This is a genomic window from Myroides sp. TSA_177.3, assembly GCF_052691955.1.
This window is the reverse complement of sequence record NZ_JBQZGD010000004.1, coordinates 196,453-222,720: the sequence shown is the minus strand read 5'-3', so window position 1 is coordinate 222,720 and position 26,268 is coordinate 196,453. Positions and strand designations below refer to the sequence as shown.

Genomic DNA, 26,268 nt, shown 5'->3' with positions numbered 1-26,268 from the left:
AAATTAATCTCTTATTAAAGGCAGTGTAGAACATCTCAATAAACCTTCTTGTTTTGCAATTTCGGCATATGGGATTTCCTCTACTGTAATATTATGGTTTCTTAACCAATTGTTCAAACGCGTAAAGTTTCGTTCTGATACAACAACGTCTGGAGCGATAGAGAAGATATTTGAATTCATGTGATACATTTCTTCTCTTGTAATTTGGAACAAATTCGCTTCACCAAAGATATCAACTAAATATTGATATTCCTTCTCATCATAAAAACCTCCTTTATAGATAATTGCTTTATCCAAACCTACAGGTTGGAAACAACAATCTAAATGTAGGGCATTGTCTCTTGGTTCTACTTTTGATTTTACTAAATCAAAGCTCTTGATTATCTTATTTGGAAATAATTCACGGATAAATTCAACGCCTAATTCGTTGGTACGAGCAGTAATATAATTGCGATAATCTGGACGTTTGTATGATCCAATAAAGATATGATCGTTCCACAACATTACATCACCACCTTCGAAATGCATTTCCTCTGGTGCGGATATAATATCGTTGGGATTTATTTGGTCTAAAACGTAGTTTATAGCGTCTAATTCTCTGTCTCGATCGGGAAGTATATTGGCTTTGATAAATTTATTATCAATCACGAATCCAATGTCTCGAGTAAAGATTTGATTGTAGTCTTCAATAATTTCAGGTCGATATACCTTTACCTCGTATTTTTCAAAAACCTGATTAAAAGCTTCCATCTCACGTACCATATCAGCTTCAACTGGATAGGTACCAGCTTTGATATGTTCCAGTGATTTCGGATCATAAGCTTCTTCAATTGTTGGGGTGGGTCCATTACTAACGGCAGTGCCTAGGACCACAGCCCGCAAACGAGAGGTTTCATTTTTTACATTTAATTGTAACATATGCTGTCATTTTGTACAAATATAGTAAAACCCCTTTTGATAAAAAGTTGTTTTTGTGTGTTTTTACTTTTTTCTAGCGGTATGATGAAAGTAAGCATAATCTTGTTAGGCATTCATCAAAATAACCATCCACTAAGATCAGTAATTTCCAAACCTCCTATCACTCAAAATCAATAAAAAAAGGAAATGATTGCTCATTTCCTTTTCTATTTTATGCTGGACAGCAAATTATTTTCTTTGGTCCATTGGAACAAATTCTCTTAAAGGTTCTCCAACATACAATTGACGTGGACGTCCGATAGGTTCTTTGTTGATTCTCATTTCTTTCCATTGTGCGATCCATCCTGGTAAACGACCGATAGCAAACATTACTGTAAACATCTCTGTTGGGATACCTAATGCTCTGTAGATAATTCCAGAGTAGAAATCTACGTTTGGATATAAGTGACGATCCACGAAGTAAGGATCTTTTAATGCTGCTGCTTCTAATTGTTTAGCAATATCTAAAACAGGATCATCAACTCCTAATTTAGCTAATACTTCATCTGCAGCTTTTTTAATGATACGTGCTCTTGGATCGAAGTTTTTGTAAACGCGGTGACCGAATCCCATTAAACGGAACGGATCATCTTTGTCTTTTGCTTTGTTGATGTATTTCTCAACATCACCACCATCATTTTGGATTGCTTCTAACATCTCAAGTACTGCTTGGTTAGCACCACCGTGAAGTGGTCCCCAAAGTGCAGATACTCCAGCTGAAATTGAAGCGAATAATCCAGCATGCGATGAACCTACCATTCTTACTGTAGCAGTAGAACAGTTTTGTTCGTGATCAGCATGTAATATAAATAATTTATCTACTGCATTTTTAACAACTGGATCCATTTCATATGGTTCAGTTGGCAAAGCAAACATTAACTGTAAGAAACTATCTACATAACTTTTTGTGTTATCATAATAGTTCAATGGGTATCCTTTTGCTTTTCTATATGTCCATGTTGCAATAACTAAGAATTTACTCATCGTTTTGCACACAGCTTCATATAAACTCTTTTCACAGTCTGCATCAACAACTTTTGGGTTAAAAGCAGTTAGTGCGCTTGTTAAAGAAGCTAATACACCCATTGGGTGTGCTGTTTTCGGGAATCCGTCAATGATATTTTTCATTTCTTCGTTTACTAACGAATACTTGCGAATATCTTTTTCAAATTGAGTTAATTGCTCTTGCGTTGGTAACTCTCCGAAAATAATTAAATAAGAAACTTCTAAAAAGTTAGATTTAGCAGCAAGGTCCTCGATTGAATAGCCTCTATATCTTAAAATTCCTTGTTCTCCATCTAGGAAAGTAATTGCACTTTGGCATGAACCAGAATTTTTATACCCTGGATCTAAAGTGATAGCCCCTGTTAAAGCACGTAATTTTAAGATATCAATTGCTACTTCGTTTTCAGTACCAACTAATACTGGCAGTTCGTGTCTTTGACCATCAACTTCTATAAAAGCTGTTTTAGACATATTGTTATTTTTTATTTACTTTTTATTTATATAATTAAAACATTTAAAATGTTTTTTGCAGTTGGAAAGATAAGAAATATTATGCTTACATACAAGATATAAAAGCTAATAATAATCATTGATTCACAACATTTTCGGTACTATTTCTATAAAAATATATTGTTAGAAACAATTGTATTTCAATCTACAATATACTATTAAAAAAATAATAAATAAGTAGATTTTTTACAAAAAAAGCTCCAACATGATAAGTTGGAGCTTTTTTATTAATTTGATAAAATTAGTTGATTTTAAATGCCTTTTCTTGTGGATAATAAGCAACATCTCCCAATTCTTCCTCAATACGAAGCAATTGGTTGTATTTTGCCATACGATCTGAACGCGAAGCAGAACCTGTTTTAATTTGGCCACAGTTTAAAGCTACTGCTAAATCTGCAATTGTACTATCTTCAGTTTCTCCTGAACGGTGTGACATTACAGAAGTATATCCAGCGTTTTTCGCCATATTAACTGCTGCAATCGTTTCTGTCAACGTTCCAATTTGATTTACTTTAATTAGAATTGAATTTCCAATACCTTCATTGATTCCTCTTTCTAAACGCGTAACATTCGTTACGAATAAATCATCTCCTACTAATTGTACTTTATCTCCGATTTTCTCTGTCAAGTATTTCCATCCTTCCCAATCATCTTCATGCATTCCATCTTCAATAGAGATAATAGGGTATTTAGCAGCTAATTCAGCTAAATAGTCCGCTTGCTCTTGTGAACTGCGTACTTTACCTAAATCACCTTCAAATTTAGTATAATCGTATTTTCCATTTACATAGAATTCAGAAGCTGCACAGTCTAAAGCTAGCATGATTTCATCACCGAAACGGTATCCAGCATTCTCTACTGCTACTTTAATAGAATCTAAAGCATCTTCCGTTCCTTTTAACGTTGGAGCGAATCCTCCTTCATCACCAACAGCAGTACTTAGCTGTCTGTCGTGTAATACTTTTTTCAAGTGATGGAAAATTTCTGTTCCCATTTGCATTGCGTGTAAAAACGTGATTGCTTTTACAGGCATAATCATAAACTCTTGGAATGCGATAGGAGCATCCGAGTGAGATCCACCATTGATAATATTCATCATGGGTACAGGCAACGTATTTGCAGAAACACCACCTACATAACGATATAAAGGCATCCCCAATTCAGCAGCAGCAGCTTTAGCAACAGCTAAAGAAACTCCAAGAATTGCGTTAGCACCTAAATTTCCTTTATTTGGTGTACCATCTAAGTCAATCATCAACTGATCGATATAGTTTTGTTCAAATACGCTTAAACCTACAATATTTTCAGCAATAATCGTGTTCACGTTTTCAACAGCTTTTAAAACGCCTTTACCCATAAAAGCTTTTCCACCGTCTCTTAATTCGACAGCTTCGTGCTCTCCTGTAGAAGCTCCTGATGGAACAGCAGCTCTTCCTAAACTTCCATTACTTGTAATCACATCAACTTCAACAGTTGGATTACCTCTAGAATCTAAAATTTGACGTGCGTGAACGCTTAAAATTGTACTCATAATTAAAGTGTGTGTTATTAATTAGTCTAAGCTATCTGTGGTAGATGACCGTTGACTATTGTGTTGTGTATTTTACTTTTTCAAATCCTTTTAGCAAGAAAAGGAGGTTTTAATTTTTACTCATATTCGAAACGAAATCGTCGAATAAATATCTTGAATCGTGTGGTCCAGGACTAGATTCTGGGTGGTACTGAACTGAGAAAACAGCTTTGTTTTTCATGCGAACACCAGCCACGGTTTGGTCATTTAAATGCAAATGTGAAATTTCTAACGTTGGGTGGTTTGTCAACTCCTCTTTAATCACAGCAAATCCATGATTTTGAGATGTAATTTCACCCTTACCAGTCAATACATTTAATACTGGGTGGTTTACTCCTCTATGTCCACTGAACATTTTGTAAGTACCTACACCTTGAGATAAACAGATTAACTGATGCCCTAAACAAATACCAAAAACAGGTAAATTTCCTTCTACAACTTGTTTAACTACCGTTAATACTCCTTTATCAGCTAAAGCTTGTGGATCACCAGGCCCGTTAGATAAGAAGATTCCGTTTGGATTGAAAGCCAATAAGTCTTCATACGAACTATTGTATGGAAATACTTGGATATAGCAATCACGCTCCGCTAAACAACGTAAGATATTTGTTTTGATACCAAGATCTAAAACAGATACACGGTATTTACTTTCAGGGTTACCATAAAAATAAGGTTCTTTTGTTGAAACCACAGAAGAAAGTTCTAATCCTTCCATAGAAGGCACTTCCTTCAATAAAGTTTTTAGTTCTTCAACTGATTTACCATCTGTGCTCAAAACTGCGTTCATCGCACCATTGTCACGGATATAAGCAGTCAAAGCTCTTGTATCCACATCCGAGATAGCAACTAATTGATGTGCATCAAAATAATCGTATAAACTACCATCTGCACCAGGGCGAGAATATTCGTAGCTAAAATTCTTACATACTAATCCAGCAATCTTGATTCCATCAGAATCTACTTCATCTGCATTAACTCCGTAGTTACCGATATGAGGATTAGTAGAAAGCATAATTTGTCCGTAGTATGACGGATCAGTAAATACTTCTTGATACCCTGTCATTCCAGTATTAAAGCAAATTTCACCAAAAGCTGTTCCTTTAATACCAATTGATTTCCCATAAAAAACGGTGCCATCTGCTAAAACAATGATACCGTCTTCTTTTCTTTTATATTCCATGTGTAAGTTGTATTGTAGTGATGCAAAAATAAAGCAAAAAAAAGGACATTCTAAAAAGAATGTCCTTTTAATTTTATAATGAAAACATATATAATGAATTATTATTCATTTGTTTCTGTTTCAGTTGTAGTAGCTTCAGCTTGAGGAGCGTCAACAGTTTCAGCTTTCTTTCTACCTCTACGAGTAGTTTTCTTAGCTTCTTTCTTAGCTACATTGTAGATTTCGTTGAAGTCAACGAATTCAATCATAGCCATATCAGCGTTATCTCCTAAACGGTTACCTAACTTGATGATACGTGTATATCCTCCTGGACGATCACCAACTTTTTGAGCAACCTCTCTGAACAATTCAGTAACAGCTTCTTTGCTTCTCAAGTAAGAGAAAACAACACGACGATTATGAGTATCGTCAGTTTTAGATTTAGTTACTAAAGGTTCAATATATTGTTTTAATGCTTTTGCTTTAGCTACAGTAGTATTGATACGCTTGTGCTCAATCAAAGAACAAGCCATATTAGCTAACATAGAATTTCTATGTCCAGCTTTTCTACCTAAGTGATTTATTTTTTTTCCGTGTCTCATTGCGTTATCGAATTTAGACTTTAGCGGTCTAGATTATTCTTTATCTAATTTGTATTTTGATAGATCCATACCAAAATTTAATCCTTTCACAGCAACTAATTCTTCTAATTCAGATAATGACTTCTTACCGAAGTTTCTGAATTTCATCAAATCGTTTTTGTTGAAAGATACTAAATCTCCTAATGTATCTACTTCAGCCGCCTTTAAACAATTTAACGCTCGAACTGAAAGATCTAAATCTACCAATTTAGTTTTTAGAAGCTGTCTCATATGCAATGATTCTTCATCGTATGATTCAGTTTGAGCAATTTCATCAGCCTCTAAAGTAATTCTCTCGTCTGAGAACAGCATAAAATGATGAATCAATGTTTTAGCTGCTTCTGTTAAGGCGTCTTTTGGATGAATAGAACCGTCTGTAGTGATATCAAAAACTAACTTTTCGTAGTCAGTTTTTTGCTCCACACGGTAATTTTCTATAGCATACTTAACGTTCTTAACTGGAGTATAAATCGAATCTGTGAAAATTGTTCCGATTGGTGCATTTGGTTTTCTATTCTCCTCTGCAGCAACGTAACCTCTACCCTTTTCGATTGTTAAATCCATTGTAATACTTACACTGCTTTCGCAATTGAAGATAACTAACTCCGGATTTAATACTTGGAAATTAGAAATATACTTCTGGAAATCCCCAGCAGTCATTTGTTCTTTCCCTGAAAAAGTGATACTTACAGATTCATTATCTATATCTTCCACCTGACGTTTAAAACGTACTTGCTTAAGGTTAAGGATAATTTCAGTAACATCCTCAACAACACCAGCGATGGTAGAAAATTCGTGATCAACTCCTTCGATACGTACTGAAGTAATAGCATACCCCTCTAACGAAGACAGAAGTACTCTTCTCAATGCATTACCAATAGTCAATCCATATCCCGGTTCTAAAGGTCTAAATTCGAATTTACCTCTAAAATCGGTCGAATCAATCATGATAACTTTATCGGGCTTTTGAAAATTAAATATTGCCATATTTGTTTCGACTGAATGTCAATTATTATTTGTTGTACAACTCTACGATTAACTGTTCTTTGATGTTTTCTGGAACTTGAAGTCTTTGAGGTACAGCAACGAAAGTACCTTCTAAAGTTTCAGGATTCCAAGTAATCCATTCGTAAACAGAACTAGAATTAGATAACGAACGTTCGATAACTTCTAAAGATTTAGATTTTTCACGAACAGCAACTTTATCACCAGCTTTTAATTGGTAAGAAGGAATATTCACTACTTCACCGTTCACTGTGATATGTCTGTGAGAAACTACTTGACGTGCAGCTCTACGAGAAGGAGCAATTCCCATTCTGTAAACTACGTTATCTAATCTCGATTCACACAATTGAATCAATACCTCACCAGTAACTCCACGAGCAGCCGCAGCTTTCTTGTAAATATTACGGAATTGCTTTTCTAAGATACCGTATGTGTATTTTGCTTTTTGTTTCTCCATTAACTGGATAGCATATTCAGATTTTTTAGCTCTTTTTTTAGCTAATCCGTGCTGTCCTGGAGGGTAGTTTCTTTTTTCGAATGATTTATCATCTCCGAAAATAGCTTCGCCGAATTTACGAGCGATTTTTGTTTGTGGACCAGTATATCTTGCCATTTTTCAAAATAAAAAAAAGGTAGGGATTATGAATTCAGGTCACTTTCCTCCGATAATCTATCCTACCTTTGGTTATACTATAAATTAAACTCTTCTTCTCTTAGGAGGACGACATCCGTTGTGTGGGATTGGAGTAATATCGATAATCTCAGTTACTTCGATTCCACCATTATGTAAAGATCTGATTGCAGATTCTCTTCCGTTCCCTGGACCTTTTACATAAACTTTTACTTTTTTCAATCCTGCCTCAAGTGCAACTCTACCACAATCTTCAGCAGCCATCTGAGCAGCATACGGAGTGTTCTTTTTAGAACCTCTGAATCCCATTTTACCTGCAGACGACCAAGAGATTACTTCACCTTTCTTGTTAGTCAAAGAAATAATGATATTGTTGAATGTTGCATTAATATGAGCTTCACCTGTTGTTTCTACAACAACTTTACGCTTTTTTGTATTCGCTTTAGCCATATTACTACTTATTATTTAGTTGCTTTTTTCTTGTTAGCAACAGTTTTTCTTTTACCTTTTCTCGTTCTCGAGTTATTCTTCGTTCTTTGTCCTCTTAATGGAAGTCCAGTTCTATGACGGATTCCTCTGTAACAACCGATATCCATTAAACGTTTGATGTTTAAAGAAATCTCTGAACGTAATTCACCTTCAATTTTGAAATGACCTACTGCTTCACGGATAGCTCCGATCTCGTCATCATTCCAATCTTGTACTTTCTTATCTTCATCAACATTAGCTGCTGCTAAAATTTCTTTAGCTCTACTAGAACCAATCCCGAAGATATAAGTTAAAGCAATAACTCCTCTTTTGTATTTAGGTATGTCTACCCCTGCGATTCTTGCCATAATTATCCTTGTCTTTGTTTAAATCTAGGATTCTTTTTATTAATAACGTAAAGTCTACCTTTTCTACGTACTATGATGCACTCGGCACTTCTTTTTTTAACTGATGCTCTTACTTTCATTTTAATAGCCTCTTTAATATCTATAAGTAATTCTTGCTTTGGTCAAGTCATATGGACTCATTTCCAGTTTCACTCTATCACCAGGCAACAACTTAATGTAGTGCATACGCATTTTACCTGAGATGTGCGCGATAACAACGTGACCATTTTCTAATTCTACACGGAACATTGCATTAGACAATGCTTCGATTATTGCTCCGTCTTGTTCTATTGCTGATTGTTTTGCCATAAAATTTAAGCTGTCGCTCTTCTATTTTTACCACTTGTCATCATACTATCATACTGTTTGTTTAATAGATATGAGTTAACTTGTTGGATTGTATCAATTACAACACTCACCATAATTAATAGTGAAGTACCACCATAAAACATCGCCCATCCTTGTTGAACCCCTAAGATGCTAACAATGATTGCTGGGAAAACAGCAATGATTGCAAGATATAAAGACCCAGGAAAAGTGATCAATGACATAATTCTATCTAAGAAATCTGCAGTCTCAGAACCAGGCTTAACCCCTGGAATAAAACCACCACTTCGCTTCAAGTCATCTGCCATTTTATTAGTAGGTACTGTAATCGCGGTGTAAAAGTACGTAAAAATAATGATTAATAAAGCAAAAAGTAAATTATACTCCCAACCAAATACATTGTGGAATGTATTACTAATTGATTTTGCAGTATCCGAAGTTGACAAACCAGCTACAGCAGCAGGCACAAACATGATCGCTTGCGCGAAGATAATTGGCATAACTCCTGAAGCATTTAGTTTCAAAGGAATCCACTGACGGTTTCCTCCTAACATGGATTGATCATACGTTCCAGAAGCGCTTCTACGAGCGTATTGTACTGGAATTCTTCGTACAGCTAATGTCAAATAGATACAAGCTACGATAATCAATAACCATAAAATTACTTCAATAACAACTAACATTGGTCCTCCGTTATTTTCTGTAATACGTGATTGGAATTCTTGAATGAAAGACATTGGAAGTCTTGCAATAATACCAACCATAATTAATAACGAAATACCATTTCCAATCCCTTTATCAGTAATTTTTTCTCCTAACCACATGGCAAAGATAGTTCCGGCAGTTAGTATCATTACTGAAGAAAACAAGAATGAGAAAGAATTAAAACCTAGCAAAAATGCATCTGATGGCAATTGCACATACAAGTTATAAATGTAACTAGGTCCTTGTAATAAGGTAATACCGATAGTTAACCATCTTGTAATTTGATTCATTTTCTTTCTACCGCTTTCTCCATCATTTTGTAATTTTTGCAGATAAGGAACCGCAATTCCCATCAGCTGCACCACAATGGAAGCAGAAATGTAAGGCATAATACCTAAAGCAAAAACAGATGCCTGTGCAAATGCACCACCTGTAAAAACGTTAATTAACCATCCGATTCCTTGATCCGTTTGATCAGTCAACGCTTGCAATTTCGTTGCATCAATACCTGGTAGAGTAACTTGTGTACCAAAACGGTACACAAGTAATAGTCCTAATGTGATTAAGATTTTATTTTTTAACTCTTCAATTTTCCAGATACTGGCTAATGTTTCAAAAAACTTCTTCATCCTGTTCACTAAGATTTTATAACGTTACAACTTCTCCTCCTGCTGCTTCAATAGCTGCTTGGGCAGAAGCTGAAAATTTATGAGCAGAAACTTTTAATTTTGCTTTTAGCTCTCCACGTCCTAAAACCTTAACTAAACTGTTTTTAGTAGCTAATCCTAAATCAACTAATTGAGAAAAATCTACAGTATCAGTTACTTTTCCGCTATCAACAAGACCTTGTAAAGCCTCTAAGTTAATTACAGCGTACTCAACTCTGTTAATGTTTTTGAAACCGAATTTAGGTACACGTCTTTGAAGTGGCATTTGTCCTCCTTCAAATCCGATCTTTTTCGAATAACCTGAACGTGATTTAGCACCTTTATGTCCTTTTGTAGAAGTTCCTCCTTTTCCAGAACCTTCACCACGACCAACACGTTTGTTTTGGTTGTGTACTGAACCGTTTGCTGGTTGTAAATTACTTAAATTCATCTATTGCGAATATTATTTAATTTCTTCTACAGAAACTAAGTGTTGAACTTTATTTACCATTCCTAAGATTGCAGTAGAAGCATCATGTTCAACTACTTGACCAATCTTACGAAGTCCTAAAGCCTCTAATGTTCTCTTTTGGTTAAGAGGACATTTAATTTGGCTTTTTACTTGTTTTATTTTGATTTTCGACATAATCTTTCAAATTAACCTTTAAATACTTTTTCTAAAGAAATTCCTCTTTGTTTTGCAACTGTAGAAGCACTTCTTAATCGTAATAAAGCATCGAAAGTAGCTTTCACCACGTTATGTGGATTCGAAGAACCTTGAGACTTAGATAATAAATCTGTAATTCCTACAGCTTCAACTACCGCTCTCACAGAACCTCCAGCAATAACTCCCGTACCTAATGATGCTGGCATCAACAATACACGCGCTCCACTGAATTTACCTTTTTGTTCGTGCGGAATAGTATGTCCGTTTAATGGAACTTTAACTAAGTTTTTCTTAGCATCTTCAACTGCTTTAGCAATAGCCTCAGATACATCTTTAGATTTACCTAAACCGTGACCCACTACACCGTTTTCGTCACCTACAACAACAACAGCAGAAAAACCAAAAGCTCTTCCCCCTTTTGTTACTTTAGTAACACGGTTTACACTAACCAAACGATCTTTTAAATCAAGACCGCTTGGTTTTACAAATTCTACGTTTTTATAATTTTGATACATAACTAATTAGAATTTTAATCCAGCTTCTCTAGCGCCGTCTGCTAATGATTTAACACGTCCGTGGTATAAATAACCGTTTCTATCAAAAGATACAGTTTCGATACCTGCTTTTAAAGCTTTGTCTGCGATTAGTTTTCCAACCGATGCAGCAGTTTCAACATTGGTTCCTCTTGTTATCCCAGCTTCTCTTGACGATGCTGACACTAAAGTTACTCCATTTACGTCATCTATGATTTGTGCATAGATTTCTTTATTACTTCTGAATACAGAAAGTCTAGTTCTAGCAGGTGTACCGCTAACTGTCTTTCTAATTCTGAACTTTATACGTTGTCTTCTTTCAGATTTTGTTAATGACATAGTCTTAATTTTTAAGCTGATTTACCTGCTTTTCTTCTTAATTCCTCACCTACAAATTTGATTCCTTTTCCTTTGTAAGGCTCTGGCTTACGGAAAGAACGGATTTTTGCAGCTACTTGACCTACTAATTGTTTGTCGTGAGAAGTCAATTTTACTAGAGGGTTTTTCCCTTTTTCTGATATTGTTTCAACTACAACTTCAGGAGCGATATCCATCACGATATTGTGAGAGAATCCTAAAGCTAAGTCTAGCTTTTGCCCTTGGTTTGAAGCACGGTAACCTACCCCTACAAACTCTAAAGTTACAGTAAATCCTTCAGAAACACCAGTAATCATATTGTTAATTAAGCTACGGTATAATCCGTGTTTAGATCTTTCATCTTTATCGTCAGATGATCTTTCTACAACAACTTGATTATCTTCTACTTTAACACTAACTGTATCGAATTTCTGAGTAAGCTCTCCTAATTTACCTTTAACAACAATAACGCCTTCTTGAACATCAACTGTTACACCAGCAGGAATTGTTATCGGACTTTTTCCTATTCTTGACATTTCTTAGTCTTTTTAAATTAGTATACGTAACAAACTACTTCACCACCAACATTCAATTGTTTTGCTTGTTTTCCAGTCATCAATCCTTTTGATGTTGAAACAATCGCAATTCCTAAACCGTTTAAGATTCTTGGAAGGTCAGTTGCAGAAGCGTATTTACGCAAACCTGGTTTACTAATTCTTTGGATATCTCTAATCACAGACTCTTTTGTGTCTTTATCGTATTTCAAAGCTATTTTGATTGTACCTTGAACTGTACTATCATCAAATTTATAGCTTAAGATATATCCTTGATCGAATAAAATTTTCGTGATTTCTTTTTTGAAGTTAGATGCTGGGATCTCTACCACTTTGTGGTTTGCACGCACAGCATTTCTAATTCTTGTAAGGAAATCTGCTATTGGATCTGTATACATTGTTTTTACCTTTAAATCTTAATTACCAACTTGCCTTTTTAACTCCTGGTATTAACCCTTGGTTAGCCATCTCACGGAAAGTAACACGAGAAATACCGAATTGACGCATATACCCTCTAGGTCTTCCAGTTAATTTACATCTGTTGTGTAAACGTACAGGAGAAGCATTTTTAGGTAATTTTTGTAACCCTTCGTAGTCACCAGCTTCTAAAAGAGCTTTTCTTTTATCAGCATATTTAGCTACTAATGCTTGTCTTTTAACCTCACGGGCTTTCATTGATTCTTTAGCCATAACTCTTAATTCTTTTTAAAAGGTAATCCTAATTCAACTAGTAAAGATTTAGCTTCTTTATCTGTGTTAGCAGATGTTACAAACGTAATATCAAAACCAGCGATTTTGTTTACTTTATCAATATTGATTTCAGGGAAAATAATTTGCTCAGTTACACCTAAGTTATAATTTCCTCTACCGTCGAATCCATCAGATTTGATACCAGAGAAATCTCTCACTCGTGGTAAAGCAGAAGTAACTAAACGGTCTAAGAATTCGTACATTCTTTCGCCACGTAAAGTAACTTTAGCTCCAATTGGCATTCCTTTTCTCAATTTGAAAGAAGCAACGTCTTTCTTAGAAATAGTAGCTACTGCTTTTTGTCCTGTAATTTTAGTTAATTCCTCTACTGCGTAATCAACTAATTTTTTGTCAGATACAGCTGCACCAACACCACGGCTAACAACAATTTTCTCAAGTTTAGGAACTTGCATAATGTTCTTGTATCCAAACTCCTCTTTAAGAGCAGAGATCACTCTGCTATTATATTCTTCTTTAAGTCTTGGTATATAAGCCATAACTATAATACTTGATTTGATTTTTTAGAAACTCTTACATTTTTTCCATTTTCATCTCTTTGGATAGCTACTTTCGTAGTATCGTTTGTCTTAGGATCTACGATCGCTAAGTTAGAAATGTGGATAGGAGCCTCTTTTTTAACAATACCACCTTGAGGGTTTGTAGCACTAGGCTTAACATGCTTAGAAATGATGTTTACCCCTTCAACAATAGCTTTGTTCTTTTCGCGTAATACACGTACGATTTTTCCTTCAGATCCTTTGTGATCTCCAGCGATAACACGTACAGTATCTCCTGTTTTTATCTTTAGCTTAATCATGTTTAGAACGAATTACAACACCTCAGGTGCTAATGATACAATTTTCATGAATTGTTTTTCACGAAGTTCTCTTGCTACTGGTCCAAAAACACGAGTTCCTTTCATTTCACCTGCAGCATTTAACAATACGCAAGCGTTATCATCGAATCTAATGTATGATCCATCAGCTCTTCTAACCTCTTTTTTAGTGCGAACAACTACAGCAGTAGAAACAGTACCTTTTTTCACACTTCCGTTTGGAGTTGCGTCTTTGATACTTACTACAATTTTATCCCCTACTGAAGCGTAACGACGCTTTGTCCCACCTAACACACGGATAGTCAAAACCTCTTTTGCTCCCGTGTTATCTGCTACTTTAAGTCTAGATTCTTGTTGTACCATAATTATTTCGCTCTTTCAATGATTTCAACTAATCTCCAACATTTTGATTTAGATAATGGACGAGTCTCCATAATTCTAACTGTATCACCAATGTTGCAGTTGTTCGTTTCGTCGTGAGCCACATATTTTTTAGTTTGCTTCACGAACTTTCCATATAATGGGTGTTTTACTTTTTTTACTTCAGAAACAACAATAGATTTCTCCATTTTGTTACTAGTAACAACACCTATTCTTTCTTTTCTTTCTTTTCTATTTTCCATCTTTTGGCAGAATACAATTATTGTAACTCTCTTTTGCTTAGCTCAGTATTCACTCTAGCAATTGTTCTTCTCACCTTTCTGATTTGAAGAGGATTCTCGATTGGAGAAATTGCGTGAGTAGCTTTTAAGCTATTTAATGCGTTAGTCAACTCTTTTAATTGCTCTTGTAAATCAGCTACAGATAGGTTTACTATTTCAGATTGTTTCATGATAAATTTCTATTATGCTTCGAAATCTCTAGCAATTATAAATTTTGTTTTCACAGGAAGTTTTTGAGCAGCTAAGCGTAAAGCTTCTTTCGCTACAGATAGTGGAACACCACCAACCTCAAACATTATTTTTCCTGGTTTTACCACAGCAACCCAGTATTCTACTGCACCCTTACCTTTACCCATACGCACTTCAAGAGGCTTCTTAGTGATTGGTTTGTCTGGGAAAATCTTGATCCATAATTGTCCTTCACGTTTCATGAAACGAGTTGCAGCGATACGTGCAGCCTCGATTTGACGAGAAGTGATAAATGCTGAATCTAAAGATTTAATTCCGAACATCCCATTAGAAAGTTCATGCCCTCTTTGGGAAATCCCTTTCATCTTACCTTTCTGTACCTTACGGTATTTTGTTCTTTTAGGCTGTAACATTTTTCTTCAGTTTAAAAATTACTTTCTTTTGCGTTGGTTAGGTCTACCTTTACTAGATCCTGCTGGTGATTTAGATTGTTTTTTATCCATACCAGCTAACGGAGAAAGATCTCTTTTACCGTAAACCTCACCTTTCATGATCCACACTTTAATTCCCATTCTACCGTAAGTAGTATGAGCTTCAGCAAGTGCATAATCGATGTCGGCTCTGAAAGTAGATAATGGAATTCTTCCTTCTTTGAAAGATTCTGAACGTGCCATTTCAGCACCATTCAAACGACCAGAAATCATTACTTTGATTCCTTCAGCATTCATTCTCATCGCAGCACCAATAGCCATACGGATTGCTCTACGGTAAGAAATTCTGTTTTCGATTTGACGAGCGATACTAGCAGCCACTAAAAACGCGTCAAGTTCAGGTCTTTTAATTTCAAAGATATTGATTTGAACTTCCTTATCAGTAATCTTTTTCAATTCCTCTTTCAACTTGTCTACCTCTTGTCCACCTTTTCCGATAATGATACCAGGTCTAGCAGTAGTGATAGTAACGGTTACAAGTTTCAAAGTTCTCTCGATGATTACTTTTGATACACTAGCTTTTGATAAACGAGCATGGATATACTTTCTGATTTTGTGATCCTCAGCGATTTTGTCACCGTAATCATTTCCACCATACCAGTTTGAGTCCCATCCTCTAATAATACCAAGGCGATTCCCGATCGGATTAGTTTTTTGTCCCATACTGTTTATTAATTGCTTTGTGTGTTATTATTAGATCCTAATACGATTGTCACGTGATTAGAACGTTTTCTTATTCTGTGTGCTCTTCCTTGAGGTGCAGGACGAAGTCTTTTCAACATCATTCCTCCATCTACTCTAATTTCTTTTACAAAAAGTCCAGCTTCTTCCATGTTTTCTTCGCTGTTTTTTGCTTGCCAGTTTGCAATTGCAGACAAAAGTAATTTCTCTAAGTTACGAGAAGCGTCTTTTGTGCTGAATTTCAATATATTTAGAGCTTTTTCTACTTTCTGTCCTCTTACTAAATCCGCTACTAAGCGCATTTTTCTTGGAGAAGTAGGGCAATTGTTTAGCTTAGCAAAAGCAACCTGCTTATTAGCTTCTTTAATTTGCTCAGCTCTTTCTCTTTTACGAACTCCCATAGCTTCTTATTATTTTTTACCTTTATTCTTTGCACCAGCGTGACCTCTAAACGATCTTGTTGGTGAAAATTCCCCTAATTTGTGTCCAACCATGTTCTCTGTTACATATACAGGAACAAATTGACGACCATTATGTACTGCGATAGTCTGTCCAACGAAATCTGGAGTAATCATAGAAGCTCTTGACCAAGTTTTGATAACAGCTTTATTTCCAGACTCTACATTTTTAAGAACTTTCTTCTCTAATTTAAAGTGAACATAAGGTCCTTTTTTTAACGAACGTGCCATGTCTTACTCTTTTATTTCTTTCTACGTTCAACGATATACTTGTTACTCGACTTAACTTTAGAACGAGTTCTATAACCTTTAGCAGGCATCCCGTTTCTTGAACGTGGATGTCCTCCAGAAGAACGACCTTCTCCACCTCCCATTGGGTGATCTACCGGGTTCATAGCTACAGCTCTTGTTCTAGGTCTTCTACCTAACCATCTAGATCTACCAGCTTTACCAGAAACGATTAATTGGTGATCGTGGTTCGATACAGCTCCAATAGTAGCCATACAAGTTAACAAAATTAAACGCACCTCACCAGAAGGCATTTTAATTGTTGCATACTTACCATCTCTTGCTACTAATTGTGCGAAAGTACCAGCTGAACGAGCAATTACTGCTCCTTGTCCAGGACGTAGTTCAATACAAGAAATAACAGTTCCTAAAGGAATTTTACTTAAAGGCATTGCATTACCTACTTCAGGTGATGCATCTGGTCCTGAAACTACAGTTTGTCCAACTTTAAGACCAGCTTGTGCGATAACGTAAGTTTTAGCTCCATCCGCATAAGCAAGTAATGAAATAAATGCTGAACGGTTTGGATCATACTCGATTGTTTTAACAATTGCAGGAACTCCTTCTTTTGTTCTTTTGAAATCGATGATACGATATCTTTGTTTATGACCACCACCTGTGTAGCGCATGGTCATTTTTCCTTGACTATTTCTACCTCCAGATTTTTTTTTCGGTGCTAGTAAACTACGCTCCGGCTTATCAGTTGTTATAGCGTCAAAACTATTTACAACTCTAAAACGCTGACCTGGGGTAATAGGTTTTAATTTTCTAACTGACATTATTTATTAGATATTTGAATAAAAGTCTATATTATCTCCTTCTTTCAATTCAACTATTGCTTTTTTGAAAGCATTAGTTTTAGCGTTAATCATACCGCTTTTTGTATATTTAACAGAACGCTTAGCACCATAGTTCATAGTATTCACGTTAACAACACTAACACCATAAGTAGCTTCTACCGCTTTTTTGATCTCAATTTTGTTCGCTCTTCTATCAACTACGAAACCATAACGGCCAAAAATTTCACCGTCTTTTGTTACTTTTTCTGTAATTATAGGCTTAATTAAAACACTCATGTTCTTATTATTTGCTTAAATTTTCAACAATTCCAGCCACAGATCCTTCTGTCAAGACTAAGCTTCCCGCGTTTAAAATAGCGTAAGTACTTAATTCTGAGTTAGTTACAACAGCAGCCTTCTCTAAATTGCGTGATGACAAATATACATTTTTATTTGATTCACCCAACACAAATAGAGATTTTTTATTTTCTAACCCTAAAGCTTTCAATACACTAATGAAATTTTTAGTGCTTGGAGCTTCGAAGTTAAAGTTTTCTAAAACGATTAAGTTCTCTTCGCGAACCTTAATTGAAAACGCTGATTTTCTAGCTAAGCGTTTTAAGTTCTTATTCAATTTGAAAGAATAGTTTCTTGGTCTTGGCCCGAAAACTCTTCCTCCTCCTCTGAATACTGGTGACTTGATGCTTCCTGCTCTCGCCGTTCCAGTTCCTTTTTGCTTTTTAATCTTACGCGTACTTCCAGAGATTTCAGCTCTTTCTTTAGCTTTATGTGTACCTTGTCTTTGATTTGCTAAATATTGTTTAACATCAAGATATACTGCGTGATTATTTGGCTCAATTCCGAATACTGAATCTAAAAGTTCAACTTTTCTTCCAGTATCTTTCCCTGTAATATCTAAAACTTTTACTTCCATTACTTCTGAATGATTACATAAGAGTTTTTGTGTCCTGGAATAGCTCCTTTTACAACAAGTAGGTTCTTATCAGCCACTACTTTTAAAACTCTAAGATTTTGTACTGTTACATTTTCTCCTCCAGTTCTTCCTGCCATGCGCATTCCTTTGAATACTCTAGATGGATAAGAAGAAGCTCCTACAGAACCTGGCGCTCTTAAACGGTTTTTTTGACCGTGAGTAACTTGACCTACTCCGCCAAATCCATGACGTTTAACAACCCCTTGGAAACCTTTTCCTTTAGATACACCTTGAACGTCTACGAATTCTCCTTCAGCGAACAAATCAACAGTGATAACATCACCTAATTTGTGCTCTCCTTCGAATTCTTTGATTTCAACGACTTTTCTTTTAGCAGATGTTCCCGCTTTCTTAAAGTGACCTAACTCAGCTTTAGTAGCGTGTTTCTCTGTCTTGTCATCGAAACCAAGTTGTAACGCTTCATACCCGTCAACCTCATTGGTTCTGACTTGGGTAACGACACATGGACCAACTTCGATTACTGTACATGGAATGTTTTTTCCATTTTCGTCGAAAATACTAGTCATGCCGATTTTTTTACCAATTAACCCAGACATAAATATTTAATTAAATTATTTGAAACTTATTTAAAAGAATTAAGCATTAGCGTATTTCCACACTAATACTTAATCCCTAATCTTTTATTTTTCTTGAAATTACTTTCGGATTATCACACTTTAATCTCAACTTCTACACCGCTTGGTAACTCTAATTTCATTAAAGCATCAATTGTTTTAGAAGAAGAAGAATAAATATCTAACAATCTTTTGTAAGAACTAACTTCAAATTGCTCTCTAGCTTTTTTGTTTACGTGTGGTGAACGTAATACAGTAAAGATTTTTTTATCAGTTGGTAACGGAATTGGACCTGTTACTACTGCACCTGTACTTTTTACAGTTTTTACGATTTTCTCTGCTGATTTATCAACCAACATATGATCGTAAGATTTTAATTTTATTCTGATTTTTTGACTCATTTTTCTCTAAAATTAAGCGTTTCCTTTTGCTTTAGTGATTACAGCCTCTGAAATGTTTGATGGTGTTTCAGAGTAGTGAGAGAACTCCATTGTAGAAGTAGCTCTACCTGATGATAACGTTCTCAATGTAGTTACATATCCGAACATTTCTGATAATGGCACAGAAGCTTTAACAACTTTTGCTCCATTTCTATCATCCATGCTGTTGATTTGTCCACGACGACGGTTCAAATCCCCAACGATATCACCCATGTTTTCTTCAGGAGTCAATACTTCTAATTTCATGATCGGCTCAAGAATTACAGCACCAGCAGCTTTAGCAGCAGCTTTGTAACCCATTTTCGCTGCCAATTCGAATGATAATGCATCCGAGTCAACCGCGTGATAAGAACCGTCTGTTAAAGTAACTTTCATCGAATCCATTTCGAAACCTGCTAAAGGTCCTTGTTTCATCGCTTCTTTGAATCCTTTTTCTACAGAAGGAATATATTCTTTTGGTACGTTACCACCTTTTACCTCATTTACGAACTGTAATCCAACGAATGGTTTTCCATCCACTTCATCAGCAGGTCCAATTGTAAATACGATATCCGCGAATTTACCACGTCCACCAGATTGTTTTTTGTAAGACTCTCTGTGTTGAGCAGCGCGCGTAAGTGTTTCTTTGTATTCAACTTGAGGCTCACCTTGGTTTACTTCAACTTTGAATTCACGTTTCATACGGTCGATTAATACATCTAAGTGTAACTCACCCATACCAGAGATAACTGTTTGTCCAGAAGCTTTATCTGTTTTTACAGTAAATGTTGGATCCTCTTCTGCTAATTTAGCTAAAGCAGTACCCATTTTATCCATATCCGCTTTTGTTTTTGGCTCAATAGCGATACCAATTACTGGATCAGGGAAGTCCATACTTTCTAATACGATAGGATGTTTTTCATCACATAAAGTATCTCCAGTTTTGATATCCTTGAATCCTACAGCAGCTCCAATATCTCCAGCCTCAATATATTCGATTGGATTTTGTTTGTTTGCGTGCATTTGGTAGATACGAGAAATACGCTCTTTGTTACCAGAACGCGTGTTCAATACATAAGAACCAGCATCTAAGTGTCCTGAATAAGCTCTAAAGAAAGCTAAACGACCTACGAAAGGATCGGTAGCGATTTTAAATGCTAATGCAGCAAACGGCTCAGTAACTGATGGCTTACGTACAACTGGCTCTTCAGTATCAGGATTTGTTCCTTCGATAGCTTCCTTATCCATTGGAGAAGGTAAGTAACGACAAACAGCATCTAACATAAACTGAACACCTTTGTTTTTGAATGATGATCCACAAGACATTGGGATGATGCTCATATCTAATGTAGCAGCACGTAATGCTCTGTGAATTTCGTCCTCAGTAATTGAGTTCTCATCTTCCATATATTTTTCAAGAAGGTTCTCGTCATAAGCCGCGATCTCCTCGATTAATTGACCTCTGTATTGTTTAACATCATCGATCATATCAGCAGGAATATCAACAACGTCAAAAGTAGAACCATGATTTTCATCATGCCATACGATTGCGCGGTTTTTCACTAAGTCAACGATACCTTTGAAATCTGCTTCATCACCAATTGGTAAAACGATTGGCACAGCGTTTGATTTCAACATATCTTTAACTTGTTGACATACTGCTAAGAAGTTAGCTCCTTGACGGTCCATTTTATTAACGAACCCCATACGAGGAACTTTATAGTTATCAGCTAATCTCCAGTTAGTTTCAGATTGTGGCTCAACACCATCAACTGCACTAAATAAGAATACTAATCCATCTAATACACGTAAAGAACGGTTCACCTCTACTGTAAAGTCAACGTGCCCCGGAGTATCAATAATATTGAAGTGGTACTCCATAGACTCAGCTATCTTCTCACCTTGTTTTGTTGGGAAATTCCAAGTACAAGTAGTCGCTGCTGAAGTAATAGTAATACCTCTTTCCGCTTCTTGCTCCATCCAGTCCATAGTAGAAGATCCTTCGTGAGTTTCTCCCATTTTATGGTTTTTACCTGTATAGAACAAAATACGTTCTGTAGTAGTTGTTTTACCAGCATCGATGTGAGCAGCGATACCAATATTTCTTGTATATTTTAAATCTCTTGCCATTGTATAATTTTTCTGTATGGATTAAAATCTAAAGTGAGAGAACGCTTTATTAGCCTCAGCCATTTTATGCGTATCCATTCTCTTTTTAACTGCAGCACCTTCTTCTTTAGCAGCAGCTAAAATTTCAGAAGCTAATCTTGCAGCCATGGATTTCTCATTTCTTCTTCTCGCATACAAAATCATCCATTTCATTGCCATAGAAATTTTTCTATCTGGACGAATTTGCATAGGAATTTGGAATGTAGCACCTCCAACACGACGAGAACGAACCTCTACGTGTGGCATAACGTTAGTTAAAGCCTCTTTCCAAATTTCCAATGAAGTTTTCTCCTCATCTTGTTTTTTCTCTTCAACGATTGCTAAAGCATCATAAAATACTTTAAAAGCCGTAGACTTCTTACCGTCCCACATTAAGTTATTTACAAAACGCGTCACTAATTGATCATTAAATTTCGGATCTGGTAAAAGAGGTCTCTTTTTCGCCTGTCTTTTTCTCATGTCTTTTTCTTAAACGTTTAAACGATTATTTTTTGTCTTTAGGGCGTTTTGCACCATATTTAGATCTTCTTTGAGTTCTACCGTTTACTCCAGCAGTATCCAAAGCTCCACGTACGATGTGGTATCTAACACCTGGCAAATCTTTTACCCTTCCTCCTCTAACTAATACTATCGAGTGCTCTTGTAAATTGTGTCCTTCTCCTGGGATGTAAGCGTTTACTTCATTACCATTTGTCAAACGTACCCTTGCAACTTTACGCATTGCAGAGTTAGGTTTTTTAGGTGTAGTAGTATAAACACGCGTACAAACTCCTCTTCTTTGAGGACAAGAATCCAAAGCAACCGATTTACTCTTCTTAGTTAATTGGGTTCTCCCTGTTCTTACTAATTGTTGAATTGTTGGCATAATGTTTATTAATAATTTCTACAATATATTATTCCCCATTATATACGGGGTTGCAAATGTAGAAAGTTTTTTTCTTTTTTCAAAAGACAATTTATTAATTTTCAAGTAATTTATTTATTTTATTCTTTAAGCCTCAGCTTCTTACTTTTTTTATTTTACTTTACACGTAAATATATCGTCCAAGTGTTCAAGTCTATTCTCTCTTTTTTTTTCTTGCTATTCCTGTGTTTAGGCTCTTATGGCCAAAATACAAACCTGACGCTTGAACTAACTTCAGCACAAGCGAAAGAGCGTGAATTACTTCACAACTTGGGATACAAAAAAAATCATCCTGATTTACAATCCATTAAACAAACAGTAGATAGCGTTGACCAACTGTTGTATCGAAAAGGTTTTTTGTCTTTCAAAAAGGAAAAAGAACAACAAGAAGAAGTCTTAGTCTATACCTATATATTAGGAGAACCTATTCGTCAAGTTGTTTTATCAAATAAGAACTTAGACCCATCCCTTCAACAACGACTTGGTTTTACCCAAGACAGTATTCGCTTCGATTTTGAATTGCTCTCAACCAAGCTGCAACAATACACCCTGAAATTGGATCAAGAAGGTTTAGGGATGTCTGCTCTACAATTGAGCAATCATAACGTCCAAAATAACATTTTATATTGTGACCTCCAACTCAATTTAGCACAAAGTAGAAAATTAAATGACATTGCGATTCAAAGCAGTGGTAAGGTTCCAGAAAAAATCATCAAACAGGTAACGAAGCGTTACCTCAATAAACCGTATAGCGACCAACTCGTTTCTAATTTAACTGAGACCTTAAATGAATTGGATTTCTTAAAGCAGTATAAAACACCCGAAACGCTATTTACCGATGATAATACCACGTTATATCTCTACCTAGATAAAGTAAACACCAATACTTTTGATGGTTTTATGGGGTTTAGCACAGATGAAAATGAAAAATTTACATTAGCGGGTTATTTGGATTTAGCCCTTAACAATGTATTGAATAAAGGAGAAACTCTTCAACTCTATTGGAGAAGTGATGCGAACAAACAAACACAATTTGATTTCAAGACTTCTTTTGTTTACTTATTTAATACTCCTCTCAATCTAAGTGGTCAACTGAATATACAAAAACAAGATACGATTTACCAAAACACTAAGCTCGCTCTACAAATCGGTTATGCGATTCAGTACAACCAGAATATTAAAGTAGGTTATCAAAGTACTTCGTCTACCACCAATAGTATCTTGCCTTCCATGGAAAATTTTGACAGCAAATTTTATACGCTTAATTACACTCTTATTAAGAAGAGAAGTTACTTACCTTTATTTCCTGTCAATTATTCTTTAGATGCCTTAGTCGGTACAGGTAGTCGTACTACAGAAGAGGAAAAAGAATCGCAGTACATCATCCAGCTCCAAGCGAATAAAAATATTGAATTAGCGCCTAAGCACTTTTTCTACATCAACTGGACCTATTACTCCCTCTTTAGCAAGGATTATCTCGTGAATGAATTGTATCGTTTTGGTGGTACACAATCGCTACGTGGTTTTCAAGAAAACAGCTTACTGGCCAATCAGCTCAACTTAATTAATACGGAGTATCGATTTTTAGTTCATCCTAGTTTGTATCTGCATACGATATTTGATTACGCCATACAGGAATATAAACCTTTAAATCAAAAGAACACCTTATATAGTATCGGGATGGGCTTGGGATTCATTACGTCTTCTAGTTACTTCAATCTTTCTTTTGCCAATGGTAAACAGCCGGGGATTCCTTTTTCCTTTGACAACACAACCATACACATTGGGTTTAAAACCCTCTTTTAATCTTCTTTCACAATTCACTTAGCAGTGGACACAAAAGTTTGATTGTAAAACAAAAAACATCAAATGATTATTAAAAATATAGCTACATTTGCACCATGGATCAGGAGAATCAAATTTTTGGTATTCGTGCGATAATCGAAGCCATTGAAGCAGGAAAAGATATAGATAAAGTATTCTTACAAAAGGATGCTCAAGGTGAATTAATGAATGAGTTAATCAAGTCATTGAAGAGAAATAACATTAATTTCTCTTATGTGCCTATTGAGAAACTGAATCGCTTAACGAAGAAAAATCACCAAGGGGCTATCGGAACGATTGCACCTATTACTTTTGTTACTTTAGAAACACTAGTTGAAACGACATTAGAGCAAAAAGAAAAACCGCTATTTGTTGTTTTGGATCAATTATCAGATGCGCGTAATTTTGGTGCTATCATTCGTACAGCAGTTTGTTGTGGGGCTGATGGGATTATCATTTCTAAAAATGGCGCTGCTCCTGTAAATGGAGATACCATCAAAACTTCTGCTGGTGCTGTATTCAACATTCCAATTTGTAAAGTAGACCACATTAAAGATGCTGTTTTCTATTTACAAGGATCTGGGGTGATGACAATAGGCGCAACTGAAAAAGCAGAAAAGGAAATTTACGATGTAGATTTAAATATTCCTTTGGCTATTATCATGGGTAGTGAGGACAGAGGAATCAATCCATCTGTATTAAAAATCATCGATGAGAAAGCTAAACTTCCTATGTTTAGTAATATTGACTCTCTAAACGTATCTGTTGCTTGTGGTGCATTTCTATATGAAATTATCAGACAGCGTAGATAAGTTGTGAGTTATGGGTTATGAGGTTATGAGTTATGAGTTATGGGTTAAGGGTGATGGGTTGTGAGAAAAGCTTGAACTTATAGTAACGTTTAAAAATAAAAAGGAACGGATTGCAATTGCAATCCGTTCCTTTTTATTTTTAAACGATGTTCTATTATTTCACACTGCAAAACACAAGGGTAAATGCCTCTACAAGCACAAGAATGAAATCTATTCTTTATTATCTATCGCAAAGACTTAGTAATACCTTAGTAATACCTTATTAGTAGTTTAGTAGTAGCTTTGTTGGACATTCCTTGGACAATGCTTGGAGATTCCTAGGAAAACACACCCTTTTGTCGAAGGAATGTCGAAGGAATCTCCAAGGAAAGTCGAAGAAACCTTATACAATACCCTAAGATAATGTTTCCGATTTTGGAATGAAGTTATTTTTTGCTTTTGCAATACTCCCACACTTCTTACTTTTTTTAACTCACATCGCCTCACCTTCTCATCATTTTTTCTCATTTCCTCATTTCCCATAAACAATAGGCAATGTTGTTCGATAGGGGTTTTTTAAATCAATTGCTTTTTGGACTTCCTTTGGAATAATTATAAAGTTTCCATTTTCATCAAAACACTGCATAAAGGGATCAAGGTCTGGCTTATAATTTGGCGATTGCCAATCGTATTTATATACAGCCTCTGCGTATACGGGATTCTTCAATACAAAAGACAAAATCATTCCCGTAATAAACCCACTCAAGTGTCCTTCCCAAGAGATTCCTTCCTCAATATCCGGAAAGACATACCAAATCATACTCCCATAGAGGACAACAATTAAAAGTGATAGAGCAACTAAACGAAAGTACTTGGTTTGTATTCCTTTGAAAAACATATAGCTCACTAATACATAAATCAATCCACTTGCACCGATATGATAACTTTCACGAGCGATCAACCATGTTCCAAATCCAGATAACAAAATCCCCCACCCTAGCACTTGCCATACTTGTTTCTTATAAAAAAATTGCAACAGCAATAACAAGACAAATAAAGCCACTGAGTTGTTGTAAATATGTTTGAGCCCTCCATGGATAAAAGGACTAAAAAGAATTCCTCTCAATCCTGTCAAGGTACGAGGATAAACGCCATATTGATAGAGTTGTAAATAGTCCTTCCAATCCAACCAATACACACTCCATATCACCATCATGAATAGTATGGGTAGTATAATCAAATCAGCTGTTAATACAAGTTGTTTATCTTTCATTCGCATGCTTTCGTTAGTACATAAAACATAAAGATATAAAATA

At 35.6% G+C, this 26,268-nt stretch carries 39 protein-coding genes; 2 read left to right on the top strand and 37 right to left on the bottom strand.

The window, feature by feature from the left end:
- Positions 1-3 precede the first annotated feature (3 nt).
- The 36 genes from ACUTSE_RS06545 to rpsL form a co-directional block, all read right to left on the bottom strand.
- On the bottom strand, positions 4-918 hold the full coding sequence (locus ACUTSE_RS06545) for a dimethylarginine dimethylaminohydrolase family protein (protein ID WP_445639618.1): 915 nt from the start codon (positions 916-918) through the stop codon (positions 4-6).
- Positions 919-1,146: 228 nt separating this feature from the next.
- Positions 1,147-2,433, bottom strand: coding sequence for a citrate synthase (locus ACUTSE_RS06540; protein WP_445639617.1), 1,287 nt, complete (start codon positions 2,431-2,433; stop codon positions 1,147-1,149).
- Between the two features lie 280 nt (positions 2,434-2,713).
- Positions 2,714-4,003: a phosphopyruvate hydratase gene (gene eno / locus ACUTSE_RS06535; protein ID WP_002987478.1), complete on the bottom strand. Its 1,290-nt coding sequence runs from the start codon at positions 4,001-4,003 to the stop codon at positions 2,714-2,716.
- Positions 4,004-4,112: 109 nt separating this feature from the next.
- Positions 4,113-5,222, bottom strand: a complete 1,110-nt coding sequence (gene carA, locus ACUTSE_RS06530) for a glutamine-hydrolyzing carbamoyl-phosphate synthase small subunit (protein ID WP_445639616.1) — start codon at positions 5,220-5,222, stop codon at positions 4,113-4,115.
- Positions 5,223-5,323: 101 nt separating this feature from the next.
- The gene (gene rplQ / locus ACUTSE_RS06525) at positions 5,324-5,803 is read right to left on the bottom strand and encodes a 50S ribosomal protein L17 (RefSeq protein WP_002987480.1); all 480 of its coding nucleotides are present in this window, start codon (positions 5,801-5,803) and stop codon (positions 5,324-5,326) included.
- 33 nt (positions 5,804-5,836) lie between these two features.
- Complete coding sequence (locus ACUTSE_RS06520; RefSeq protein WP_445639615.1) at positions 5,837-6,829, bottom strand: DNA-directed RNA polymerase subunit alpha; 993 nt, start codon at positions 6,827-6,829, stop codon at positions 5,837-5,839.
- A gap of 25 nt (positions 6,830-6,854) precedes the next feature.
- On the bottom strand, positions 6,855-7,460 hold the full coding sequence (gene rpsD / locus ACUTSE_RS06515) for a 30S ribosomal protein S4 (protein WP_002987483.1): 606 nt from the start codon (positions 7,458-7,460) through the stop codon (positions 6,855-6,857).
- An 84-nt stretch (positions 7,461-7,544) separates the two neighbouring features.
- Complete coding sequence (gene rpsK, locus ACUTSE_RS06510) at positions 7,545-7,928, bottom strand: 30S ribosomal protein S11 (protein WP_002987484.1); 384 nt, start codon at positions 7,926-7,928, stop codon at positions 7,545-7,547.
- An 11-nt stretch (positions 7,929-7,939) separates the two neighbouring features.
- Positions 7,940-8,314 carry a 30S ribosomal protein S13 gene (gene rpsM / locus ACUTSE_RS06505; protein ID WP_115091697.1) on the bottom strand — a complete coding sequence of 125 codons (375 nt, stop codon included), beginning with the start codon at positions 8,312-8,314 and terminating at the stop codon, positions 7,940-7,942.
- A 2-nt stretch (positions 8,315-8,316) separates the two neighbouring features.
- A complete protein-coding gene (gene ykgO / locus ACUTSE_RS06500; protein ID WP_002987490.1) occupies positions 8,317-8,433 on the bottom strand; it encodes a type B 50S ribosomal protein L36 in 117 nt (38 codons plus the stop codon).
- 13 nt (positions 8,434-8,446) lie between these two features.
- Positions 8,447-8,662, bottom strand: a complete 216-nt coding sequence (gene infA, locus ACUTSE_RS06495) for a translation initiation factor IF-1 (RefSeq protein ID WP_002987492.1) — start codon at positions 8,660-8,662, stop codon at positions 8,447-8,449.
- Between the two features lie 5 nt (positions 8,663-8,667).
- The gene (gene secY, locus ACUTSE_RS06490; protein ID WP_002987494.1) at positions 8,668-10,014 is read right to left on the bottom strand and encodes a preprotein translocase subunit SecY; all 1,347 of its coding nucleotides are present in this window, start codon (positions 10,012-10,014) and stop codon (positions 8,668-8,670) included.
- A 16-nt stretch (positions 10,015-10,030) separates the two neighbouring features.
- Positions 10,031-10,483 carry a 50S ribosomal protein L15 gene (gene rplO / locus ACUTSE_RS06485; protein WP_002987495.1) on the bottom strand — a complete coding sequence of 151 codons (453 nt, stop codon included), beginning with the start codon at positions 10,481-10,483 and terminating at the stop codon, positions 10,031-10,033.
- A gap of 12 nt (positions 10,484-10,495) precedes the next feature.
- Positions 10,496-10,678, bottom strand: a complete 183-nt coding sequence (gene rpmD, locus ACUTSE_RS06480; RefSeq protein ID WP_002987496.1) for a 50S ribosomal protein L30 — start codon at positions 10,676-10,678, stop codon at positions 10,496-10,498.
- An 11-nt stretch (positions 10,679-10,689) separates the two neighbouring features.
- On the bottom strand, positions 10,690-11,214 hold the full coding sequence (gene rpsE / locus ACUTSE_RS06475) for a 30S ribosomal protein S5 (RefSeq protein ID WP_002987497.1): 525 nt from the start codon (positions 11,212-11,214) through the stop codon (positions 10,690-10,692).
- 6 nt (positions 11,215-11,220) lie between these two features.
- Positions 11,221-11,571, bottom strand: a complete 351-nt coding sequence (rplR, locus tag ACUTSE_RS06470; protein WP_002987498.1) for a 50S ribosomal protein L18 — start codon at positions 11,569-11,571, stop codon at positions 11,221-11,223.
- An 11-nt stretch (positions 11,572-11,582) separates the two neighbouring features.
- Positions 11,583-12,125 (bottom strand): 50S ribosomal protein L6, encoded by a 543-nt coding sequence (rplF, locus tag ACUTSE_RS06465; RefSeq protein WP_002987499.1) that lies wholly within the window; start codon positions 12,123-12,125, stop codon positions 11,583-11,585.
- A gap of 17 nt (positions 12,126-12,142) precedes the next feature.
- Entirely contained in the window at positions 12,143-12,541 is a 399-nt protein-coding gene (rpsH, locus tag ACUTSE_RS06460; RefSeq protein WP_002987500.1) for a 30S ribosomal protein S8, read from the bottom strand.
- 22 nt (positions 12,542-12,563) lie between these two features.
- Positions 12,564-12,833, bottom strand: coding sequence for a 30S ribosomal protein S14 (gene rpsN, locus ACUTSE_RS06455; protein WP_002987503.1), 270 nt, complete (start codon positions 12,831-12,833; stop codon positions 12,564-12,566).
- Between the two features lie 5 nt (positions 12,834-12,838).
- Entirely contained in the window at positions 12,839-13,390 is a 552-nt protein-coding gene (rplE, locus tag ACUTSE_RS06450) for a 50S ribosomal protein L5 (protein ID WP_002987504.1), read from the bottom strand.
- 2 nt (positions 13,391-13,392) lie between these two features.
- Positions 13,393-13,710 (bottom strand): 50S ribosomal protein L24, encoded by a 318-nt coding sequence (gene rplX / locus ACUTSE_RS06445; protein WP_445639614.1) that lies wholly within the window; start codon positions 13,708-13,710, stop codon positions 13,393-13,395.
- Positions 13,711-13,722: 12 nt separating this feature from the next.
- Positions 13,723-14,091 carry a 50S ribosomal protein L14 gene (gene rplN / locus ACUTSE_RS06440; protein WP_002987507.1) on the bottom strand — a complete coding sequence of 123 codons (369 nt, stop codon included), beginning with the start codon at positions 14,089-14,091 and terminating at the stop codon, positions 13,723-13,725.
- 2 nt (positions 14,092-14,093) lie between these two features.
- Positions 14,094-14,351 carry a 30S ribosomal protein S17 gene (gene rpsQ / locus ACUTSE_RS06435; protein WP_002987508.1) on the bottom strand — a complete coding sequence of 86 codons (258 nt, stop codon included), beginning with the start codon at positions 14,349-14,351 and terminating at the stop codon, positions 14,094-14,096.
- Positions 14,352-14,368: 17 nt separating this feature from the next.
- Entirely contained in the window at positions 14,369-14,560 is a 192-nt protein-coding gene (rpmC, locus tag ACUTSE_RS06430; RefSeq protein WP_002987509.1) for a 50S ribosomal protein L29, read from the bottom strand.
- A 12-nt stretch (positions 14,561-14,572) separates the two neighbouring features.
- The gene (rplP, locus tag ACUTSE_RS06425; protein WP_002987510.1) at positions 14,573-14,992 is read right to left on the bottom strand and encodes a 50S ribosomal protein L16; all 420 of its coding nucleotides are present in this window, start codon (positions 14,990-14,992) and stop codon (positions 14,573-14,575) included.
- Between the two features lie 18 nt (positions 14,993-15,010).
- Complete coding sequence (gene rpsC, locus ACUTSE_RS06420; RefSeq protein WP_002987511.1) at positions 15,011-15,733, bottom strand: 30S ribosomal protein S3; 723 nt, start codon at positions 15,731-15,733, stop codon at positions 15,011-15,013.
- A gap of 8 nt (positions 15,734-15,741) precedes the next feature.
- Complete coding sequence (gene rplV, locus ACUTSE_RS06415; RefSeq protein ID WP_002987512.1) at positions 15,742-16,152, bottom strand: 50S ribosomal protein L22; 411 nt, start codon at positions 16,150-16,152, stop codon at positions 15,742-15,744.
- Between the two features lie 9 nt (positions 16,153-16,161).
- Positions 16,162-16,440, bottom strand: coding sequence for a 30S ribosomal protein S19 (gene rpsS / locus ACUTSE_RS06410; protein WP_002987514.1), 279 nt, complete (start codon positions 16,438-16,440; stop codon positions 16,162-16,164).
- A gap of 11 nt (positions 16,441-16,451) precedes the next feature.
- Positions 16,452-17,276, bottom strand: coding sequence for a 50S ribosomal protein L2 (gene rplB, locus ACUTSE_RS06405; protein WP_002987516.1), 825 nt, complete (start codon positions 17,274-17,276; stop codon positions 16,452-16,454).
- Between the two features lie 6 nt (positions 17,277-17,282).
- The gene (gene rplW, locus ACUTSE_RS06400) at positions 17,283-17,573 is read right to left on the bottom strand and encodes a 50S ribosomal protein L23 (protein ID WP_002987517.1); all 291 of its coding nucleotides are present in this window, start codon (positions 17,571-17,573) and stop codon (positions 17,283-17,285) included.
- Between the two features lie 7 nt (positions 17,574-17,580).
- The gene (rplD, locus tag ACUTSE_RS06395; RefSeq protein ID WP_002987518.1) at positions 17,581-18,210 is read right to left on the bottom strand and encodes a 50S ribosomal protein L4; all 630 of its coding nucleotides are present in this window, start codon (positions 18,208-18,210) and stop codon (positions 17,581-17,583) included.
- Positions 18,210-18,827 carry a 50S ribosomal protein L3 gene (gene rplC, locus ACUTSE_RS06390; RefSeq protein WP_115091703.1) on the bottom strand — a complete coding sequence of 206 codons (618 nt, stop codon included), beginning with the start codon at positions 18,825-18,827 and terminating at the stop codon, positions 18,210-18,212. The genes rplD and rplC overlap by 1 nt, the downstream gene beginning before the upstream one ends.
- A gap of 113 nt (positions 18,828-18,940) precedes the next feature.
- Complete coding sequence (rpsJ, locus tag ACUTSE_RS06385) at positions 18,941-19,246, bottom strand: 30S ribosomal protein S10 (RefSeq protein ID WP_002987520.1); 306 nt, start codon at positions 19,244-19,246, stop codon at positions 18,941-18,943.
- Positions 19,247-19,258: 12 nt separating this feature from the next.
- A complete protein-coding gene (gene fusA / locus ACUTSE_RS06380) occupies positions 19,259-21,394 on the bottom strand; it encodes an elongation factor G (RefSeq protein WP_445639613.1) in 2,136 nt (711 codons plus the stop codon).
- A 21-nt stretch (positions 21,395-21,415) separates the two neighbouring features.
- Positions 21,416-21,892: a 30S ribosomal protein S7 gene (gene rpsG / locus ACUTSE_RS06375; RefSeq protein ID WP_002987522.1), complete on the bottom strand. Its 477-nt coding sequence runs from the start codon at positions 21,890-21,892 to the stop codon at positions 21,416-21,418.
- Between the two features lie 25 nt (positions 21,893-21,917).
- Entirely contained in the window at positions 21,918-22,298 is a 381-nt protein-coding gene (gene rpsL, locus ACUTSE_RS06370) for a 30S ribosomal protein S12 (protein WP_002987523.1), read from the bottom strand.
- A gap of 183 nt (positions 22,299-22,481) precedes the next feature.
- On the opposite strand from rpsL, the gene ACUTSE_RS06365 reads away from it, so the two are divergent.
- Both ACUTSE_RS06365 and rlmB read left to right on the top strand, forming a co-directional pair.
- The gene (locus ACUTSE_RS06365) at positions 22,482-24,143 is read left to right on the top strand and encodes a hypothetical protein (RefSeq protein WP_445639612.1); all 1,662 of its coding nucleotides are present in this window, start codon (positions 22,482-22,484) and stop codon (positions 24,141-24,143) included.
- Between the two features lie 95 nt (positions 24,144-24,238).
- A complete protein-coding gene (rlmB, locus tag ACUTSE_RS06360; protein WP_002987526.1) occupies positions 24,239-24,973 on the top strand; it encodes a 23S rRNA (guanosine(2251)-2'-O)-methyltransferase RlmB in 735 nt (244 codons plus the stop codon).
- 511 nt (positions 24,974-25,484) lie between these two features.
- Here rlmB and ACUTSE_RS06355 read toward each other — a convergent pair.
- Positions 25,485-26,225, bottom strand: coding sequence for a rhomboid family intramembrane serine protease (locus tag ACUTSE_RS06355; RefSeq protein WP_445639611.1), 741 nt, complete (start codon positions 26,223-26,225; stop codon positions 25,485-25,487).
- Positions 26,226-26,268 lie beyond the last annotated feature (43 nt).